Annotated in this window: 18 protein-coding genes and 1 pseudogene; 8 read left to right on the top strand and 11 right to left on the bottom strand. The window is 55.9% G+C overall.

Annotated features, from left to right (window positions below; all coding sequences use genetic code 11):
* Positions 1-683: 683 nt before the first annotated feature.
* The 3 genes and pseudogenes from AC6I8J_RS18800 (at position 684) to AC6I8J_RS18790 (ending at position 2,152) form a co-directional block, all read left to right on the top strand.
* Entirely contained in the window at positions 684-950 is a 267-nt protein-coding gene (locus AC6I8J_RS18800; RefSeq protein WP_497825657.1) for a hypothetical protein, read from the top strand.
* A gap of 476 nt (positions 951-1,426) precedes the next feature.
* Positions 1,427-1,725, top strand: a pseudogene (locus AC6I8J_RS18795) (hypothetical protein).
* Between the two features lie 49 nt (positions 1,726-1,774).
* The gene (locus AC6I8J_RS18790) at positions 1,775-2,152 is read left to right on the top strand and encodes a RidA family protein (RefSeq protein ID WP_480343431.1); all 378 of its coding nucleotides are present in this window, start codon (positions 1,775-1,777) and stop codon (positions 2,150-2,152) included.
* Between the two features lie 25 nt (positions 2,153-2,177).
* On the opposite strand, the gene AC6I8J_RS18785 is transcribed toward AC6I8J_RS18790, so the two are convergent.
* Genes AC6I8J_RS18785 through AC6I8J_RS18775 form a run of 3 tightly spaced genes read right to left on the bottom strand, consistent with a single transcriptional unit; the run spans position 2,178 to position 3,396 of the window.
* Positions 2,178-2,705, bottom strand: coding sequence for a DUF4865 family protein (locus AC6I8J_RS18785; RefSeq protein WP_497825656.1), 528 nt, complete (start codon positions 2,703-2,705; stop codon positions 2,178-2,180).
* Entirely contained in the window at positions 2,702-3,091 is a 390-nt protein-coding gene (locus tag AC6I8J_RS18780; RefSeq protein WP_260058662.1) for a tautomerase family protein, read from the bottom strand. The genes AC6I8J_RS18785 and AC6I8J_RS18780 overlap by 4 nt, the downstream gene beginning before the upstream one ends.
* Positions 3,091-3,396, bottom strand: coding sequence for a carboxymuconolactone decarboxylase family protein (locus tag AC6I8J_RS18775; RefSeq protein WP_161736861.1), 306 nt, complete (start codon positions 3,394-3,396; stop codon positions 3,091-3,093). Before AC6I8J_RS18775 ends, AC6I8J_RS18780 begins: the two co-directional genes overlap by 1 nt.
* A 96-nt stretch (positions 3,397-3,492) precedes the next feature.
* On the opposite strand from AC6I8J_RS18775, the gene AC6I8J_RS18770 reads away from it, so the two are divergent.
* Entirely contained in the window at positions 3,493-4,374 is an 882-nt protein-coding gene (locus AC6I8J_RS18770) for a LysR substrate-binding domain-containing protein (RefSeq protein ID WP_497825841.1), read from the top strand.
* A 1-nt stretch (position 4,375) separates the two neighbouring features.
* Here AC6I8J_RS18770 and AC6I8J_RS18765 read toward each other — a convergent pair whose 3' ends face one another.
* Positions 4,376-4,921: a TetR/AcrR family transcriptional regulator gene (locus AC6I8J_RS18765; protein WP_497825655.1), complete on the bottom strand. Its 546-nt coding sequence runs from the start codon at positions 4,919-4,921 to the stop codon at positions 4,376-4,378.
* Between the two features lie 393 nt (positions 4,922-5,314).
* On the bottom strand, positions 5,315-5,863 hold the full coding sequence (locus AC6I8J_RS18760) for a GNAT family N-acetyltransferase (protein ID WP_222925625.1): 549 nt from the start codon (positions 5,861-5,863) through the stop codon (positions 5,315-5,317).
* Positions 5,864-6,135: 272 nt separating this feature from the next.
* Between AC6I8J_RS18760 and AC6I8J_RS18755 the strand changes: the two genes are divergently transcribed.
* The gene (locus AC6I8J_RS18755; protein WP_222925626.1) at positions 6,136-6,753 is read left to right on the top strand and encodes a pyridoxamine 5'-phosphate oxidase family protein; all 618 of its coding nucleotides are present in this window, start codon (positions 6,136-6,138) and stop codon (positions 6,751-6,753) included.
* Between the two features lie 40 nt (positions 6,754-6,793).
* Here AC6I8J_RS18755 and AC6I8J_RS18750 read toward each other — a convergent pair whose 3' ends face one another.
* The 3 genes from AC6I8J_RS18750 to AC6I8J_RS18740 all read right to left on the bottom strand — a co-directional run bounded on the left by AC6I8J_RS18750 (position 6,794) and on the right by AC6I8J_RS18740 (position 8,110).
* Positions 6,794-7,186: a VOC family protein gene (locus tag AC6I8J_RS18750; protein WP_497825840.1), complete on the bottom strand. Its 393-nt coding sequence runs from the start codon at positions 7,184-7,186 to the stop codon at positions 6,794-6,796.
* A 286-nt stretch (positions 7,187-7,472) separates the two neighbouring features.
* Positions 7,473-7,838, bottom strand: a complete 366-nt coding sequence (locus AC6I8J_RS18745) for a type II toxin-antitoxin system PemK/MazF family toxin (protein WP_497825654.1) — start codon at positions 7,836-7,838, stop codon at positions 7,473-7,475.
* Positions 7,838-8,110, bottom strand: a complete 273-nt coding sequence (locus AC6I8J_RS18740; RefSeq protein WP_033735365.1) for an AbrB/MazE/SpoVT family DNA-binding domain-containing protein — start codon at positions 8,108-8,110, stop codon at positions 7,838-7,840. Before AC6I8J_RS18740 ends, AC6I8J_RS18745 begins: the two co-directional genes overlap by 1 nt.
* A gap of 152 nt (positions 8,111-8,262) precedes the next feature.
* Here AC6I8J_RS18740 and AC6I8J_RS18735 point away from each other — a divergent pair, with 152 nt between their 5' ends.
* The gene (locus AC6I8J_RS18735) at positions 8,263-9,456 is read left to right on the top strand and encodes an MFS transporter (RefSeq protein WP_222925628.1); all 1,194 of its coding nucleotides are present in this window, start codon (positions 8,263-8,265) and stop codon (positions 9,454-9,456) included.
* Positions 9,457-9,562: 106 nt separating this feature from the next.
* The gene (locus AC6I8J_RS18730) at positions 9,563-14,077 is read left to right on the top strand and encodes an ATP-dependent helicase (RefSeq protein ID WP_497825653.1); all 4,515 of its coding nucleotides are present in this window, start codon (positions 9,563-9,565) and stop codon (positions 14,075-14,077) included.
* On the opposite strand, the gene AC6I8J_RS18725 is transcribed toward AC6I8J_RS18730, so the two are convergent.
* Positions 14,061-14,990 carry a LysR family transcriptional regulator gene (locus AC6I8J_RS18725; RefSeq protein ID WP_253417904.1) on the bottom strand — a complete coding sequence of 310 codons (930 nt, stop codon included), beginning with the start codon at positions 14,988-14,990 and terminating at the stop codon, positions 14,061-14,063. The genes AC6I8J_RS18730 and AC6I8J_RS18725 overlap by 17 nt on opposite strands.
* A 95-nt stretch (positions 14,991-15,085) precedes the next feature.
* Between AC6I8J_RS18725 and AC6I8J_RS18720 the strand changes: the two genes are divergently transcribed.
* A complete protein-coding gene (locus AC6I8J_RS18720) occupies positions 15,086-15,940 on the top strand; it encodes an aldo/keto reductase family oxidoreductase (RefSeq protein ID WP_497825652.1) in 855 nt (284 codons plus the stop codon).
* Between the two features lie 39 nt (positions 15,941-15,979).
* Here AC6I8J_RS18720 and AC6I8J_RS18715 read toward each other — a convergent pair whose 3' ends face one another.
* Positions 15,980-17,479: an alpha/beta hydrolase gene (locus tag AC6I8J_RS18715; protein WP_222925632.1), complete on the bottom strand. Its 1,500-nt coding sequence runs from the start codon at positions 17,477-17,479 to the stop codon at positions 15,980-15,982.
* A gap of 18 nt (positions 17,480-17,497) precedes the next feature.
* Positions 17,498-18,058 carry a lipid IV(A) palmitoyltransferase PagP gene (gene pagP / locus AC6I8J_RS18710; protein ID WP_222925633.1) on the bottom strand — a complete coding sequence of 187 codons (561 nt, stop codon included), beginning with the start codon at positions 18,056-18,058 and terminating at the stop codon, positions 17,498-17,500.
* Positions 18,059-18,095: the final 37 nt, after the last annotated feature.

Below are 18,095 nucleotides of genomic sequence, written 5' to 3'. Positions count from 1 at the left end.
ATCCGTTTAATGCTTTCGTAAAGCGTTTTTAACTAAAATTTTACTTTTGGTGATGGTGAGGTAAAGAGGATAAGGCGGGACGGTATGGAACGTTGTGGTGCGGGCCGGTCTGATCCTGTCTTCTGATTGATGTCGCCTCTCAGACACTCAGGCTGAGCGAATTTTACTCATGACGCAGCTTTTAATCTTAAAAGCAATAATTTCCACTTTCAGTCAATAATTCAGCATAAGTTCTATTTTATATCAGATGCGCCATTCTGGCTGCCTATTCACTGTATGCTGCTCACGTCTCTTTCTCCTGATTCAGAAGAGCCGAAAAAGGGCAGAACCGGATCTTTCTTCCCTGGTGGCGGTTTTTTGCGCATGGCACTACATATCGTGTCTCTGTCATCTGCATTAACCACTACATATGGTGTAATGACGCGAGCCAGGGCCGTCTGCGCCGGGCTTTTCCCCGCCCCGCCGCCGTGTTACGCTTCCGGTTAATGCTATAAATTGAAAAAGTCGGATCATGACAGGATGGGCATCAGGTAATTTCGAGTGGTTTATTTAAGCAAACTATTGGTAACCAGGAATAAAATAAGCACACTCATATTATCTTTGATTAATTTTTACATATTGAGTAAATCAGCTTTTCTGTAAGAACGCTATGAATCCTCCGGAAAACTGTTACGTTCGAATCCATGAAAGCCCATGATAATTTCAGCTACGCCTTCGAGAAAATCCTGTACGGAATTACTTCCTCGGAAAAGAGAGACGCAGACTTCGCGAACGGAACCGCGCTGAAAATATTCAGCAGAAAATATGCGGAGTTCCGTCAGGTGCTGAGCGACGCAGGTGAACTCGGTGACCACGAGTGCGATCTGGACACGTTTGCGCATGGCATTGACGTTCTGCAGGGCTATTTTGACGGCACTACCGGCGGCCTGACCGAGCGCCTGCCGGTATAGTATTGCATCGTCTGATTTCGCTGTCCGACCCGCAGTACGTGGACCAGCAAGAGCTGATGGTCTCCACACCGAAATTTTTGCTTAGGCGCTGTCATGCTGAGACCGACCGTACCGAGAAAAGTCAGGCTCTGGGCCGTGACAGACATCGCAGTGTGCATCTGGCTGAACGAGGCTGGACGGGATTACATTTTCATTACTTTTCAGCAGTAGCTACGCCATGCATATGCTCTATGCGGACATTCCAATGAGGATGCTGCAGAGCATGATGTGGCACAAAAGCGTTAATTCGACAAATGTCTATAAGAAGGTATTTGCGTTGGCGGCAGGGTGCAGGGTGCAGGGTGCAGGGTGCAGGGTGCAGGGTGCAGGGTGCAGGGTGCAGGGTGCAGGGTGCAGGTTCAGATACTATCGCCATACTGAAAAGGGTATGAGGCTGTTAATCATACGAAAACAAGTGTTATAAATGGCTAAAATATATTCTTCCGCTGCTGCTTATCCTCGCCCTGGCTGGCTTTTAATCCCGCACGACAGTGAGGAAGACAAAGCGTATTACGTCGCGGTGTTCTGCGCAATTGATCACCAAGGTCAGCAGCCGTTCGACCAGCAGATGCGAAATGTTATTGAAGGCGGCAATTCTGACTATGCGCTGCAGAAAATAGCCTATAAACCGCGGCTGGGACGCAGCGTGATTGGCCGCTGGGAGCAACTGAAAGCCGATGAGCAACAGCGCGCCGCGCAGGATAATGTTGTCTGCCAGCAACTGCTGATGCGCTAAGTGGTGGCGGAGAGTAATGTCTGATGATTCACATGATGAAGGAGAAAATATGACCCTGCCAGAACGCAAAAATTACCCGCAACTGGGCGAAGTAAAAGCGCCTTATGTCCACGCAGTGAAACATGGCGAGACGCTGTATGTCTCAGGGCTGACCGCTTTCGGTACGGCGGCTCAGCAGGGAGATATGGCTGAACAGGCAGAAGCTATTTTTGATCAACTCAGGGCAGTTGCCGCAACTGAGAATACGTCGCTCGCAGCGCTGCTGAAAGTCACGATATTCATCACCTCTTTCACAGAGATCACCGCGCTGCGGGAAGTGCTTTATCGCAACTACGGCGAACATCTGCCCGCCAGCTCGCTGGTACAGGTCAGCGGACTGTTCTCCGCTGACCTGCGCATAGAGATTGAAGCCATTTTTGCCCTCTGAATGGCACTCCGCATCAACGCCGCTGCTACAGCCGCAGATCTGCAGCGGCAGCGCCTCGCGCCAGATAACCGATGCGATAGACCTCCGGACCGGACGCTGGTCGCTGCTGAGATGCGTTAACCGTTAATCCCTGCCAGCGGGTCACATCCCAGGCGCTGAAGTCTGCTTTCACCGGCAGTGCTGCCAGGTTCGTATGTGGCGAAATCGTCCAGCGGTTCAGTGTCATAAAACGGGCTTCAGCCAGATTAGTGATGAAAGTCGGTTCCTCAAACGCCAGCCAGCTTTCGATGATCGGCCAGCCAAAATCCCTGACCAGCGTCGCAAAGCCCGGGCTTTGCAGGAAACGCTGCATGCCACTCGCCTCCCGCCAGAAATAGAGCGGCGCATAGCGATTTTCATTGAGTACTCCATCCTCACGGCAGGCGTAAAGATACGCTTTTGCCACCAGCCCTGGAAAGCCATCCAGCCGGGCTCCGTTCAGACTGATGCGCTGTTCGATGATGCCCATGTCATAGTCAGCGGGCAGCGTAAAGCGATAGTGCATGATAATCATAACGCCGCCTGTGCCAGCATCCGGCCGCCGCTAAAGCTCCACTCTTCGGTGCTGTTAAACTGAATGATGATCATCACATCATCAGGATCGATTGCCATCTTTGTCTGAAGTGCCGCGCAAAGTGCGTGATAAAAGCGTTGCTTCTGTTGCCGGGAACGCGAACGGCCTGCCGTCACCTGAAACAGCACGAAATTTTCGCTGCGGCCTCCGCTGAGATAACGGCGATCAAACACACGCTGAGAGCCAGGCAGCATCTCAATGATCTGAAAACAGTCCTGCTCTGGAACGTCAAATTCTGCGACCAGCGCCTGCTGCAGCAGCGTGGAGAGAAGATGAAGATCTGCATCGCTGTAACCTTGCCGCAAGGTGATCCGGGTGAAGGGCATCAGTGATTATCCTCCAGATAGCTCAGCGCGGTAACGGCAGCAGGCCAGCCTGCATAAAATGCCAGATGCGTGAAGCTCTCCACCAGTTCATCCAGCGTCAGTCCATTTTGCCGGGCGTAGTTAATGTGCCACGGCAACTGCTGGACGCGCCCCAGCGCAGTTAGGGTTGCCAGCGTCAGCAGGCTGCGCTCACGTGATGACAGCAGGCCGCGCTGCCAGATATCATCAAACAGCACCTGCTGCGTCAGTTCAGCCAGTTTTGGCGCGCGCTGCGCCAGTGTTTCCCGATCCAGTGATTTTTTCATTGCACGCTCCTCGTTGGTCAGAGAGAGTGTCACTCAGTCCGTTAATCCTGAAAATCAAATTAATCAGCATCCACTATCCTCATTTTAAGGACAATGATGAACAAAGTACCCGAATCGCTCGATATGGATGCGCTGCGCAGTTTCGTGGCGGGTATTGATGCGGGCAGCTTTGCTCTTGCGGCACAGCACCTCTGCCGGTCAACCTCAGCCGTCAGTGCGCAGCTTAAAAAACTCGAGCAGCAATGCGGTACCGCGCTGGTGATGAAAAAAGGGCGGCATCTGCAATTAACCCGCAGTGGCGAGCAGTTGATGAGTTACGCAAGACGTCTGTTGTCACTGAACGATGAGACCTTGCGGGCCGTGAAAGGCGAAGCATTGCAGGGCGAAATTCGCATCGGCATGCAGGAGGATTTTGGCGAGGCGCTGATGCCTGCCATTCTCGGCACGTTTAACCGGCAGCATCCGGGCGTGATGCTGACCGCTCGCGTCGACAGAAATCTGGCGCTCTTAACGGCACTGGCTCGTCATGAGCTGGATTTAGCGCTCCTGTGGCAGGCGGAACAGCAATCCGGCACGCAGGTGATCGGTCAGTGTCCGTTAGTCTGGATACAGCATCCGGCATTTGATCTGGCGGGGATTCTGCAGCGTGGCGAACCGCTGCCGCTGGTGGCATTTGAGGCGCCTTGTGTGATGCGAACCCGCGCTACCGGGGCGCTGGATAAGGCAGGCATTCCGTGGCGCGTGGTGTTTACCAGTCACAGTCTTAGCGGCATCTGGGCCGCGCTGCAGGCCGGGCTGGGTATCACCCTGCGCACCCGCGCGGGGTTGCCGGAGGGGCTGGTGACAGAATCACAGCGACTGCCGCAGCCTGGCCATCTGGGTATTGCGCTGGCCCGCTCATACCAGAGTGACGATCCCGCTCGTGCGCTGTTGCAGCACCTGATCACCGAAGCCGCCCTGCCCTACGTTCAGGGCTGAGTTAAAATGCCTGCTGAATCAGCAACGAACAGTATTCCGCTGAAACGTCACGATCACCAAACAGTATGTGGAACATCACGGGCGCGACAGCGACATCGACGAGGCGATCAACGTCAAAACCCGCTTCGTCGCGCGCGATGGCCCGGTTATTCAGGGTTTCAAGATGCTGATAGGTGAATCCACAGCATTTATGGCTGGCCGCTTCAGCATGACGGCCAATCACATCGGCAAGCAGTTCACGACCCACTTTCGAGGACATCTCTTCAGCATACTGCTGAAGGAACGCGGTGAGATCGCCGATCATCGAGCCGGTATCTTCCGGATCGGCAATCGGTCGCATCCTCGCCACGGCCACATCCGCCAGCAACTGGGCCAGATCGCCCCAGCGTCGATAAATCGTGGAGGGTGTTACACCTGCCTGTTCGGCGATCATCGGTACGGTAATGGCGGAACGATCCCGCGTTTCCAGTAGCCGGTTAACGGTATTATGCACTTCCGCCTGAATACGGGCGCTGCGCCCACCCTGCCGAATCATCTCCCTCGCCATCTCGTTCTCCTGCTTTTTCAGCGTCAACGTTTTGGTTAACGCAACGATGTTGCATTAACAGATAGCGGCAGTGTACCGCATCTCTGGCTGAGCAGGCGCTAAAGTGTGCGATCGGGCGTGTGACACTCAGGGCTGAAGTTTACTCAGGCCTGCTTTGACCGGCTCTCCGCTGAAATGAGACGAACGGTTGTCTGATGCGCCTATCCACAACAAACTGACTGCCATTACCGCTGAAATAAAAATCGTACGAATATCCATAAATCCTCCCCTAATTAAGGCGGTTAAGGTAATCCAGTGAGCAGGAAAGTAATCGCGGGATAAGAGAGGGTTTCTCAGAGGTTTAAGGCAGTAAGAGGACGCAGACAAAACTGCGCTCGACTGGCAAAGAGGAAATCAGACGTTAAGCGCGTTACCAGCGTCAAGCCATTCACGTCGGCTGAGGGCATACATCAGGCTGGGAGGCAGCCCTTCGAGATCGTTAACCTTTTTCAAAAACCTTAAGCCTGCTTTTTCCAGCACCCGGCGCGAAGCCAGATGGTTTTCACGCACCACGCCCGTGATGACGCTGAGTCCGGCCTCTTCAAATCCGTAACGAATGGCTCTGCGTGAAAGCTCAGTGGCATATCCTTTACCCCAGGCATCTGGCTCAAACCGGTAGCCGAGATTATTAGTCTGACGGCCGTCAAACTGGCTTCTGAAGACGCCACCAAAGCCGATAATTTTTTCCGGATGGGCTTTCTTGAATATTGTCCAGTCGCCGAAACCCTGATTCCGGTAGCTATCCTGTATGCGCTCCATGGCCTGAACAGCATATTCCCTGTCAGGCCACGGGCCTCGCGGGTTAAATTTATGCGTTTCCGGGTCGCCATAAATTCTGAAAAGGTCGTCAAGATCCTCACGAAGGGTAAATCTGTAGAGCAACCGCTCTGATTCCCAAAACATCCTTTGCTCCTTTTGGATACTGATCAGGTTAATCCTTTATATCAGCAGGTTGTTCTGATACCAACACCTGGGTTTAACAGGTCTGGCCCGGTAATCCCTTTCTGTCTAGCCGGGATTGACGGATCACAGTGAATAGTGATCACAAAGGACGACGCAGTGGCTCTGACTCTGCAGTTATTGGTGTTAAAGTCCTGGTTAAACCTGCGCGTCGGATCTGTGGTGTCTTATCGTCAGCGTCCTGAGGATCTGATCAATAAAAGGAAAGTGCAAACATGCCTGAACAGAACAGCTTAGTGACGGAACTGACCGAACTTGAACGTCTTTACGGCACTGTCGCCCGGCCTTCTGTGGCTAAGGTGACCGATCATATTCATCCCGCCTATCGTCCGTTTATAGCCGCCTCGCCTTTTGTGGCGCTGGCAACATCGGGACCGGAGGGGCTGGATGTTTCACCGCGCGGCGATCCGGCCGGATTTATCGAAATCGAAGATGATTACACCCTGCTGCTGCCGGACAGACGTGGCAATAATCGCATCGACAGCCTGCGTAATATTTTAAATGACAATCGGGTTGCGCTACTTTTTCTCATCCCCGGCATCGGCGAAACGCTACGTGTGAACGGTACGGCGGCGATCAGTACCGACCCGGCGCTGCTTGAGCGCTTTGCGGTCAACAATCAGCAGCCCAAAACCGTGCTGCGCATCCACGTGGAGAGCGTTTTCTTTCAGTGCAGCCGGGCGATTATCCGCTCCGGGTTATGGAATGCTGAAACGCAGATTGCGCGGCAGTCGCTGCCCAGCACCGGCTCGATTCTGAAACAGATTGCGGAAATCGATGGCGATGCCTATGACAAAGCGCTGCCAGAGCGATTAAAGAACTCGCTTTACTGATCGCCGTTGGTGACCAGCCGATCCTGCCCTTGCGAGAGTGTTACGCAATGCTCTCCAGTATCTGCTTTGCCTGAAGGTAGTCGTAAGAGGTCACTTCAATATTATTATCACTGAGATCGCTGAAATAGACGGACATCGACACGTCGTGGTCACTGACGCTGAAAGGGATTTTATTCTTACTGAGTACAGGCAGGAGTTCGTTAAAGGATGACGCGGCCACCCCGAAAGCTACCGTGTGACCAGGTGGCTGGGATTTTCTGAGGAAAAGAGAGAGGGATGCACTGTTATTCCTGATGACAAGTGGACCGCCCTGCTCAAACCAGAAGTACAGTGCATCATCGCGGGAAAAGCTCAGGATTTCGTTATACCATTGTTCTGCCTGCTCAATATTTTCAACGTAAAGATGGATATGATCGATCTCAGCTATCTTCATCATCTGGCTCCATGATTGTTTTTAACAGTGAGACTGGTCGAAACAGTATTGATAGACAACCCGCAGAGCACATAAAAACACGTTGCAGGAAAGAGACAGAGAAGAATAAAGGACAATGGCCTGACGAGAAAAAACACAGGCGAAGGAGGCAATTGAGGAGCATCACGCTTTAGTGGCTATGACGCTTTCATCAGGTCACACACTTACAGTTTAAATGAGGCCTGTATGCCTTCCCGGATTGAATAAATCAGTAATTTATTAAAATCTTGCTGTCGCAGAGTTTTATTTATCGCGGGTCGATAAGGTCTATAACCAGAGACAATATTTCATCCATAACATATGGCTCTACCCTGGCAGCATAGCTTGCCTTACGCGCTATCAGGTCAAGCGAACGCACCTGATAACACAGCGCCACGCCGGTCACCTTGCCAGTATCTGTGCTGTTACCGTCCAGAAACACAGTGACTCCCTGTGAGCGCGACGCAACGCCGCCGCTTATTACCGGCACACAAACTGCCGTCCCCAGAGCTGCAACTAACTCGCGCTGAGAGATAACAAGATAATAATGCGGCCCTTTAAACTCACGCCCTTCAACCGGATCGCCATTAACGTGCCAGATTTCGCCCTTCTGCGGCACACTCCTTGAAACCATCAGATATGCTCCCTTCCCTGCGGCGCGTCATTCAGTCCGTCGACGGCCTCGTCGTTATAACTCTGGATTTCAAGCTGATCAATACCGGCCAGCAACTGAGCAACGGTCCGGCGACCGCGTGGTACACGCGTAACCGGCACTATATTGACGGATTCGCCCTCAGCGGTCACGTCCAGCTCAATGCCGACGGTCCAGCCTGCTCTGGCAGCAATCTCACTGGGGATAGTCAGCACGACAGCTCCGCCCTGCTGACGAAGTTTTGTTGATGCCATGCGTCCTCCGGTGTGTAACTTAGTAACACATAGCTTAGCATAAGGTGACACTAAGTCACCTCGCAATAAACGTTAAAGCAAAGATATTGCATTAAGCTCAGAATCACCGTATACCTTATTAAAAGCTAATACTTTGCATTAAGGCGACTCCCATGAACCCCATCCTGACAGCGCAGGCGGCTACCCGCACAACGCTTTTTAGCTTTACCGGTGCGGCGCTGATCTCAGCCACCAGCAGTGCGCCAACGCCGCTCTACCCGCTTTATCGCAGCCTGTTTCATCTGACGCCGACCATGCTGACGCTGATCTTTGGTGCTTATGCTTTCGCGTTGCTGGCCGCGCTGCTGACGGTGGGTAAAGTGTCGGATTATACTGGCCGACGTCCACTGATGCTGCTGGCACTGGCGATTAACGTGGTCGCGCTGATGATCTTTATGGTGGCCAGTTCGGCCCCAACCCTGATTGCCGCCCGACTGGTACAGGGCTTTGCTACGGGTATTGCACTGCCGACCTTCGGTGCCAGCCTGATTGACGCCAGTAAAACCCGAGGACCCCTGCTCAATTCGTTCACCGCGTTTCTCGGGATGACGCTCGGCACGCTGACAGGTGGCATTCTGGTTAGCTTTGCCCCTTTCCCTACGGTCACGGTTTACGCGCTGCTGATGGTGCTGATGATAGTCGCGATGGCGCTTCTGCCACTGATACCTGAAACGATTGCGCCTCAGCCTGGGGTACTGGCCGCGCTACGGCCTCAGGTTAGCATTCCGCGACGCGCACTGGGCCCGTTGCTGAAGGTGACGCCGGTGAACATCGCAACATGGATGCTGGGCGGATTTTATCTGTCACTGATGCCCACGATGGTGGCAAATGCAACCGGCCTGACATCGCCGTTTATCGGCGGCTCGATTGTGGCAACGCTGATGCTAAGTGCAACAGCAGCCGTATTACTCTTTCGTCCGTTGCCGCCCGCGCGGGCATTAGTTATTGGAACCCTTATGCTGATGGCGGGTGTCGGTGTCACACTGACAGGCCTTTCCCTGCACAGCGTGGCCCTGCTCTATATCGGCACCGCCATTGCGGGTCAGGGGTTTGGATCGATTTTCTCCAGCGTGCTGAAGATCATTATGCCGTTAGCAGAGAGTCATGAACGGGCCGGGTTGTTCTCCGCTTTTTTGATCAAAAGCTATCTCGCCTTTGCCCTGCCCGCGATTGCGGCCGGTATTGCCGCACCCCATATCGGGCTGACCAACACCGCCTGGCTCTATGGCATGACCATTATTATGCTGGCGCTGGTGTCACTCCTGGCGGTCAGAGGTCGCGCTTTAGCTGGCACGGCCTGTTCTTAAACACCACTGATGCGGCCAGAGATCGGCCGCGTCATCCACAAACGGCGATTTTCACTTACACTCAACGGATTAATTCCAGGCGCAGTCACTGCGCGATGCCGTGAGTATGATGTCGAAATCCCAGTCTGATACGGTCCTGGCCCGTTTTTCACCCGCCATCCGACGCTGGTTTTCTGCTGCCTTTGCTGCGCCGACGCCGGTGCAAAAGGCGGCCTGGCAGGCGATTGCCAGTGGAGAGCATGCGCTGGTGATCGCGCCTACCGGTTCCGGAAAAACACTGGCGGCCTTTTTGACTGCCATCGACACGCTGTTTCAGGTCAGAACTGACCAGCCTGCTCCCACACGCGAAACGACCCCCCGCATTCTCTATATTTCACCGGTCAAAGCGCTGGCAGCCGACGTGCAGCGCAACCTGAATCTGCCGCTGACAGGCGTTTACGCCGAGCGGCAGGCGCTGAATGAGCCAGAAATCACGCTGAATATCGGGATGCGATCCGGTGATACCCCCAGCGCGGAGCGCGCCAGGTTGTTACGTCGCCCGCCCGATATCCTGATCACCACACCCGAATCGCTGTTTCTGATGCTGACTTCCAAAGCACGCACCACGCTACAGGGCGTCACCACGGTTATTGTTGATGAGGTGCATGCGGTGGCGGGTTCAAAGCGCGGTTCCCAGCTGGCGCTGAGCCTGGAGCGGCTGGACGCGCTGCTGCCACAGCCCGCCCAGCGCATCGGGCTTTCTGCCACGGTGCGACCGGTTGAACGGGTAGCGGCCTTTCTCGGCGGCTGTCAGCCGGTTCAGGTGGTTAATCCTGCCGCCGATCGCACGCTGCACCTGACGATCGAAGTGCCGGTTGAGGATATGACCGATATTGCCAGCGCCGATGACCTGACCGGTGAAGCGAGCACTGCAAGCGGATCGATCTGGCCACATATCGAAGCGCGCATTCTGCAGCAGGTAATGGCCCATCGCGCCACGCTGGTGTTTGTGAATTCGCGCGGCCTGGCAGAAAAGCTGACGGCGCGGCTCAATGCGCGTTACCTGGCGAAGCAAACCGCTGATGAACGGGATGCAGAGCGCGCCGACGAAATTATAGTCCGATCATACCACGGTTCCGTCTCAAAAGAGCAGCGAGGCGAGATTGAAGCTGCCCTGAAGCAGGGCAGACTGCGCTGCGTGGTGGCGACCTCCAGCCTGGAACTGGGCATTGATATGGGGCCGGTGGATCTGGTGATTCAGGTCGGCGCGCCGCTGTCAGTCGCCAGCGCCCTGCAGCGTGTGGGTCGCGCCGGACATCAGGTTGGCGGCATCTCCACCGGCATCCTGTTTCCCCGCACCCGGCGTGATCTGCTGGATTCAGCCGTGATATTACAGTCGATGCGGGCGGGTCACCTCGATGCGCTGGCTCCGCCCCGTAACCCGCTCGATATTCTGGCGCAGCAAACGCTGGCGGCGGTGGCAATGGATCCTTTGCAGGCCGATGATTGGTATGCGCAGGTCTGCCGGGCCGATCCATTTCGCACTCTCTCCCGTCGGCTGTTTGATGCCACGCTGGATATGCTGGCGGGTAAATTTCCGTCAGATGCCTTTGCTCAGCTGCGGCCACAGCTGGTATGGGATCGCCAGAGCGGACTGCTGACGGCGCGACCTGGTGCTCAGAATCTGGCCGTGACCAGCGGCGGTACCATTCCCGATCGCGGCATGTTCAGCGTCATCCTGCCCGAAGGCGAAGAGCAGGCGGGCTCTCGTCGGGTCGGCGAGCTGGATGAAGAGATGGTCTATGAGTCTCGGGTCAACGACATCATTACTCTGGGGGCAACGTCGTGGCGCATTCAGCAGATCACGCACGATCAGGTGCTGGTGGTTCCCGCGCCAGGCCGTCCCGCCCGTTTGCCCTTCTGGCGCGGTGAGGGCATTGGCCGTTCTGCCGATTCAGGTGCCAGCCTCGGGATGTTTCTGCGTCACCTGAACAGTGCTTCACCGGATGCTGCGCAACAGCAGCTGCACGCGCTGGGGCTGAATGCCCGTGCAGTGACAAATCTGCTGGCTTTGCTGGCTGAACAACGTGTCGCGACCGGCGTACTGCCCGACGATCGCACGTTACTGATTGAACGCTGCCGGGACGAAACTGGCGACTGGCGGGTGATTCTGCACTCGCCATGGGGAAAGCGGGTCAATGCGCCCTGGGCGCTGGCAATTGCCGCCCGGATCCAGCACCGCCTGGGTATTGATGCTTCCGTCGCAGCCAGCGATGACGGCATCGTAGCCCGCTTTCCCGCCAGCGAAGGGCATCTGCCCGGCGCTGACCTGTTTATATTCGACGCCGACCAGCTCACTCAGGACGTTACGGAGAGTGTCGGGCAATCAGCACTGTTCGCTGCCCGCTTCCGGGAGTGTGCCTCTCGCGCACTGCTGCTGCCGAGGCGCAATCCGGGTAAGCGCTCACCACTCTGGCAGCAGCGGCTGCGCGCCGGTCAGTTGCTAGCCGTCGCCCGACAGTATGATGATTTCCCTATCCTGATCGAAACCGCACGCGAATGCCTGCAGGATGTGTACGATCTGCCTGCCCTGCACCAGCTGATGGAACAGCTGGCACAGGGAGACGTAAAGCTGGTTGAGGTGATGACCGAACAGCCCTCTCCTTTCGCCGCTCCACTGTTGTTTGGCTATGTCGCAGAATTTATCTACGCCAGCGATGCTCCACAGGCTGAACGACGAGCCTCACTGCTGGCGCTCGACAGTAATCTGCTGGGTGAACTGCTCGGCCAGACCAGCAGGCGTGATTTGCTGGCACCTGACGTGGTTGAGCAGGTCGGACAGGAACTGCAGCGCATTGATTCCCGCTATCAGGCACAGCACGCCGAAGGCATTATCGATCTGCTGCGCGATCTCGGTCCGCTCTCCGTTGCCGGTATTTCGGCGCGGTTCAGTGGCAATCACCAGCAAATCGCAGAAGCCGTGTCGCAGTTTGCTGCCGCCCGGCGCGTGATCCCGGTGACGGTCGCTGGTGAAGCTCGCTGGGCCGTAATTGAAGATGCGGCTCGCCTGCGCGATGCGCTGGGCACTGAGCTGCCTGACGATCTGCCCGACACATTTCTGGAGACGCAGACCGATCCACTACGCGATCTGGCGAACCGCTACGCTCGCACCCATACGCTGTTCACCGCCCGACAGTTGGCAACTCATTTGGGACTGGGTGTAGCCGTAGTGAATGCGGTACTGCTACGCCTGTATCAACAAGGTAGCCTGCTGAACACAGATACGGCAGCGGACACATCGGAAACGGAGTGGGTTTCCTCAGAGATCTTCAAAAAGTTGCGCTTACGTTCACTGCAATCAGCACGCGAAGCAACCCGGCCGGTTTCACCCGCCGCCTGGGTCAGCCTGTTGCTGACGCGGCATGGCCTGATTAACCACGCGCATCAGGGTGTCAGCGGGCTGCTGCGGGTGATAGAGCAACTGGCGGGCGTGCCATTACCTGCTTCTCTGTGGGAGTCACAAATCCTGCGCGCCAGGATTGCCGACTATCAGCCTGCGATGCTCGACGAATTGTTAGCCAGTGGCGAAGTGATCTGGTGCGGACATAGAGCGCAGGGACAGAATGATGGTCTGATCTCGCTGCACCTCACCGAATTCGCTGCTGAGACGCTGCCGGAGGCAGACGCCACACTCCCTCTTACGCCAATCCAGCAGGCGATGATCGACGCACTGAGCCGCGGCGGCGCATGGTTTGTTCATGAGATTATGGCGCAGATGGGCGCACCAGAGACACAACCCACCGACGTCTATGACGTCCTGTGGCAACTGGTGTGGCGAGGGTATGTCACGGCAGATAGCTGGATTGCGGTACGTAGGCTGCTGACCACGCCCGGCGTGACCCGTTCACGACCAGCACGCACTCTGCGCACCCGCTTTGGACAGCGCTTTACGCCTGGTGCTTTGCCCGCACGGCGGCCAGCGGTCAATACGCTGGCCGGGCGCTGGTCAAAGATTAACCGGCAGGAAATTGCGCCTGCCCGACTGGCTCTCTCGCTGGCAGAAAATCTGCTTGATCGTTATGGGGTGATCACGCGAGGCAGTGCAGTTTCAGAGCAGATCCCCGGTGGGTTTCCGGCATTGCAGCCCGTACTGCGCAGCATGGAAGATGCCGGGCGACTGCTGCGCGGACAGTTTGTTGCCGGGTCAGGTGGTGCGCAGTTTGCTGACCACCAGACCATTGAGCAGCTTCGGGCGCTGGCCGAAGCCCCGGCCAGTGGTACTGAGGCGGTGGCGCTGGCTGCACTCGACCCCGCCAATCCGTTTGGCGCGATGCTGAGCTGGCCGCTTCATGCCAGCGGCATACGCCCGACGCGTCGTCAGGGCGCGCGGGTCGTGATCGCCGGCGGCGCGCTGATGCTCTTTCTGGCACCAGGAGGAAAAGAGTTGCTGACGTTCAGCGACGACCTCGCACAGCTTGAGACCGCAGTCGCGGCGCTGGGCGTGGCGCTGAAACGTGAAAAGCCCGCAAGTTTTACGCTGGAGACGGTAGATGGTAAAGCGGTATCGCAGTCACCGCTGCTTAACGCATTGCGACACGCCGGTTTTTCACGGGTGCCGCAGGGATTTAGCTGGTATAGCTGACAGGTTTTTCGCGCGCATTTATTTCGCGCACAAAATCGATAAACGCCTGAAGCGGAGCCGGAATCAGACGGCGATCGTTGTAGTAAAGCCACGGACCGGAAAAGGTCAGCCACCAGGGTTGCAGTAGCGGTTCCAGCCTGCCGTTGTCCAGGGCCGGTCTGAGCCACTCATCAAACAGATAGATCACACCACTTCCGGCAATCGCGGCCTCTACAGCCAGATCCATTGCCCCGCCGACGGACACCACCAGCGGCCCGCGAGTTTCAACGCTGATTTCTTTCCCTTCGCGGCTGAATGTCCAGTCAGCCATGATGCCGCTGGCATAACGGCCACGCAGACAACGATGATGGATCAGATCGCGAGGGTGAGCCGGTCGGCCATGTTCCGCAAGATAAGCCGGAGAGGCGGCCAGCGCGAACCGCTGCTGACGGGGGCCAATGGGCATCGCCACCATATCCTGCTCCAGCCGCTCATCATAACGAATCCCGGCGTCGCAGCCGTCACGAAAGACATCCTGCACGCTGCTCTCAGCCACGATTTCCAGCTGAATATCGGGATAGCGCCGCAGAAATTCCGGTACCAGCCCGGGCAAGACCAGCCGGGTGGCGCTAACCGGGACATTCAGCCGCAGCGTGCCGCCTGGCATGTTGCGATAGCGATTCACCGCATCGAGCGCGGCATTAACTTCATTCATGGCGGGCAACAGACGTTCCATCAGCGCCCTGCCCGCTTCAGTTAATACTACCGTGCGTGTCGTCCGGTGAAACAGTCGGATACCTAGCTGCTGTTCTGCCCGCCGCACCGCATCGCTCAGGCGCGACGCGTTGCTGCCTGTAATACGAGCGGCTTCCCGAAATCCTCCCGCTTTTGCCACCGCCACGACAGCATCCAGCAGCGCCATATCGATTGCCATTGTGCATCATCCCGTACAGTCTGTCCTGATTTCACCGGATAGTTGCACAGCTAAATCACCGTTACAATTGATCTACATTCACGCAGGAGGTTTTCATGTCAGATATCACCATGACTTATCCGTTAGGCGATCGTGAAGTTAACCGTCTCGGCTACGGCGCAATGCAGCTGGCCGGGCCAGGCGTATTCGGGCCGGTAAAAGATGAAGCAAAGGCAATTCAGGTTTTACGCGACGCCATTGCGGCAGGTGTTAATCATATCGACACCAGCGACTTTTATGGCCCGCACGAAACCAATCAGTTAATCAAAAAGGCGCTCCATCCTTATCCGCAGAATCTGACAATTGTGACCAAGGTGGGTGCACGCCGCGATGCAAAAGGCGGCTGGCTGGCGACGATGGAACCTGAAGCGCTGACTCAGGCGGTGGAAGATAACCTGCGCAATCTGGAGCTGGACGTGATTGAAGTGGTGAACCTGCGCAGTATGCTGCATCCGGCGAAGCCCAAAGAGGGTTCTCTGGCACCCCAGCTGGAGGCGCTGCTGGCGTTACAGACGCGCGGGCTGATTCGGCATATTGGCCTGAGCAACGTCACTGCCACGCAAATTGCCGAAGCCCAGGCGATGACGCCCATTGTCTGCGTGCAGAATATGTATAACCTGGCGCATCGACAGGATGACGGACTAGTGGATCAGCTGGCGCAGCAGGGCATCGCTTATGTGCCGTTTTTCCCGCTCGGCGGCTTCTCCCCATTACAGTCGGATCGGCTCAATGATGTTGCTGCGTCACTAAATGCGACCCCGATGCAGGTCGCGCTGGCCTGGCTGCTGAGGCGCTCGCCCAATATTCTGTTGATTCCCGGCACTTCCTCATCTCAACACCTCAAAGAGAATCTGGCCAGTGGCAGCCTGCAACTGTCGGATGAGGTAATGGAAAAGCTGAACGTGATATAATCACAGGCCCGCATGTTGCGGGCCTGTGGCTTTATTGATTCAGAAACTGCTGAGGCAGGTGGCCAGTTGCGGCTTATCACTGCAACCGATGTGGTGATCGATTCGGTTAATCATGTAAGGGTAAAACGGGTTAGAGGTCGCGCGCATAATCGAGTCCAGCCCCACAATCAGCACTGCACTCTCGCCGCGCAGTGACAACGTACCAAAACTGATACCAAACTCATTTTTGTTCACAGGCGCACTGCCGTAAAGACCATCCTCAGCCGGGAACGGGATCGCCACGTGCGACAGCGAGTAAAGCCCGGCCGGATAGTTGATGGCCAGTGGCTGAATCCGCTCCTGAATCTCACCGGCAGGCACGCTTTTGGTCACCATTTCCAGCGACGTGGCGGCAGCATTGGTTATCACCGTGGAGGAATAATGCCGACGGGCCGCGGGTAAGAGCTGGTTAACTGCCGTGTAAGAGGAGTGGCGGAATAACGGGCTGACGCTGACCGCCTGATTGATATCGAACAGCACCAGTTCGCTGCCGTTCACTGGCAGATAGTTATAGAGCGAGCGGATGACCGACGGCGTACTGACGGTGGAATCCATCACCGACTGAAAGGTCAGCACGGGCGGGAAACCTGAGAGCTGCTGATTACGCGCGTAGTGCTGGATCTCTTTCTGCAGCGCCTGCGTCAGCAAATAGGTCTGCCGGGCAGCGTGCACCGGAAAAGAGTTATATTTAAACGGATTAAACTCCGGCACGATATTCAGCCAGGCTGTTTTCGAGAAGGCCGGGAAAACAGAGGGCAATCCGGCAATCCCGGCAAACCGCGCAAAACGGGTGACACCGATCATCGGTGATAACAGAATCAGCTGCTGCGGACGACGCAACGTGGCGTCGCCCAGACTGTCGAGCGCATATTTTACCGCCAGCGCCCCACCGTTAGAGAATCCCACCAGATGCAGCGGCGTCTGAGTGCCCGCCAGACGGGTTGCTTCGCGCACCGCTAAGCGTGTAGCCGCCATCCAGTCCTGCCAGTCAACATCAGTCAGGCCAGCAGGCACCGTCCCGTGACCCGGTAACCTTATCGCTACGGCCACATAACCCTGCTGGCGATAGGTTTCTGCGATATGACGCAGACTGTAAGGACTGTCGGTCAGACCATGTAACAGCACCACAGCACCGCGCGGCCTGCCCTCTGGTTGCAGAATATAGGAACGGTTCCAGTCCTGGGTGAAATGGCCCGGATAGATCATGCTGCCGGAGAAATATCGGTTGAGCGGAGTTTTCTCATCCGCATCCAGTTTGTCAGTGACCTGGTGCTTCATCTCATCAAACAGATGATGTTCAGCGTTAAGATAATCGGTGTAACCGGCTTTATCGAGCTGTTCAACTGTCAGCTCATGTGGAATCCAGGTGTGCCAGCGATGTAATTCCGGGCCACGTTCCGCCTCATAGATGCGAATAATCAGTAGCAGCAATAACAGCAAACCCACGATAAGCATTGAACGCCAGAGTCTGCGCGTGGCAGTTTTAAACTTCCGGGCCATAAATCCTTTCCTGAAAAATTAAAAGGCTAAGCGAAACCACGCGAACAGCACATTGCCATTATTGTAGGTGCCGGGAATGTAAGTGAACTGGACGTTCACCGCTTTGTAACCCGCAGAGAACAGCGGCAAAATAATCGGCAGCGGAATGTAGTTGCCAAAGTCATCACGCGCGGTGATACCCGCTGTTAATCCGGCACCGAGCCGGAAGTCCTGACCGGAGCCTGGATACCATCCCTTCTCCCAGCCATAACCGATAATAGGCTGCCACTCATTGTGCGAATCTTTAAATGCCATCGCGTAAAGTGCACTCCAGTTGCCGCTGTCGCTATAGCGGGAAACCCCCAGACCACCGCCCCAGGGATTTTCGTTATAGTTATCGGTTTTTTCTTTGTCATACATGAAGCGAGCGTGCCAGCTAATAAACGGCAGGTAGAGATCGGTGTGCTGAGGCGCATTCCAGGTTTGTGCAACATCGTCAGTGAACGCATTCCACCAGGATGAAACCGGCGCATTTTCAGCATGCAATGGCGTGGCAATCAGCAGAGCAGCCACCACTGCCACAGAGTTTGATATGTTCATGGTGCATCCCGGTCAGCATGCGGAGCAGATGAAAAGT

It is taken from the genome of Pantoea sp. X-Soil-ISGK-355 (genome assembly GCF_059730805.1).
Note: the sequence above shows the minus strand (reverse complement) of the source record. Positions and strands in the feature narration are given on the sequence as shown.

Bases quoted from the DNA above. Each gene is read 5' to 3' on its own strand.
- AC6I8J_RS18735 (WP_222925628.1), top strand. From the start codon at position 8,263: ATGAACCCCATCCTGACAGCGCAGGCGGCTACCCGCACAACGCTTTTT.
- AC6I8J_RS18740 (WP_033735365.1), bottom strand. From the start codon at position 8,110: ATGGCATCAACAAAACTTCGTCAGCAGGGCGGAGCTGTCGTGCTGACT.
- AC6I8J_RS18730 (WP_497825653.1), top strand. From the start codon at position 9,563: ATGATGTCGAAATCCCAGTCTGATACGGTCCTGGCCCGTTTTTCACCC.
- AC6I8J_RS18800 (WP_497825657.1), top strand. From the start codon at position 684: ATGAAAGCCCATGATAATTTCAGCTACGCCTTCGAGAAAATCCTGTAC.
- AC6I8J_RS18750 (WP_497825840.1), bottom strand. From the start codon at position 7,186: ATGAAGATAGCTGAGATCGATCATATCCATCTTTACGTTGAAAATATT.
- pagP (WP_222925633.1), bottom strand. From the start codon at position 18,058: ATGAACATATCAAACTCTGTGGCAGTGGTGGCTGCTCTGCTGATTGCC.
- AC6I8J_RS18790 (WP_480343431.1), top strand. From the start codon at position 1,775: ATGACCCTGCCAGAACGCAAAAATTACCCGCAACTGGGCGAAGTAAAA.
- AC6I8J_RS18725 (WP_253417904.1), bottom strand. From the start codon at position 14,990: ATGGCAATCGATATGGCGCTGCTGGATGCTGTCGTGGCGGTGGCAAAA.
- AC6I8J_RS18780 (WP_260058662.1), bottom strand. From the start codon at position 3,091: ATGCCCTTCACCCGGATCACCTTGCGGCAAGGTTACAGCGATGCAGAT.
- AC6I8J_RS18775 (WP_161736861.1), bottom strand. From the start codon at position 3,396: ATGAAAAAATCACTGGATCGGGAAACACTGGCGCAGCGCGCGCCAAAA.
- AC6I8J_RS18755 (WP_222925626.1), top strand. From the start codon at position 6,136: ATGCCTGAACAGAACAGCTTAGTGACGGAACTGACCGAACTTGAACGT.
- AC6I8J_RS18785 (WP_497825656.1), bottom strand. From the start codon at position 2,705: ATGATTATCATGCACTATCGCTTTACGCTGCCCGCTGACTATGACATG.
- AC6I8J_RS18745 (WP_497825654.1), bottom strand. From the start codon at position 7,838: ATGGTTTCAAGGAGTGTGCCGCAGAAGGGCGAAATCTGGCACGTTAAT.
- AC6I8J_RS18715 (WP_222925632.1), bottom strand. From the start codon at position 17,479: ATGGCCCGGAAGTTTAAAACTGCCACGCGCAGACTCTGGCGTTCAATG.
- AC6I8J_RS18765 (WP_497825655.1), bottom strand. From the start codon at position 4,921: ATGGCGAGGGAGATGATTCGGCAGGGTGGGCGCAGCGCCCGTATTCAG.
- AC6I8J_RS18760 (WP_222925625.1), bottom strand. From the start codon at position 5,863: ATGTTTTGGGAATCAGAGCGGTTGCTCTACAGATTTACCCTTCGTGAG.
- AC6I8J_RS18720 (WP_497825652.1), top strand. From the start codon at position 15,086: ATGTCAGATATCACCATGACTTATCCGTTAGGCGATCGTGAAGTTAAC.
- AC6I8J_RS18770 (WP_497825841.1), top strand. From the start codon at position 3,493: ATGAACAAAGTACCCGAATCGCTCGATATGGATGCGCTGCGCAGTTTC.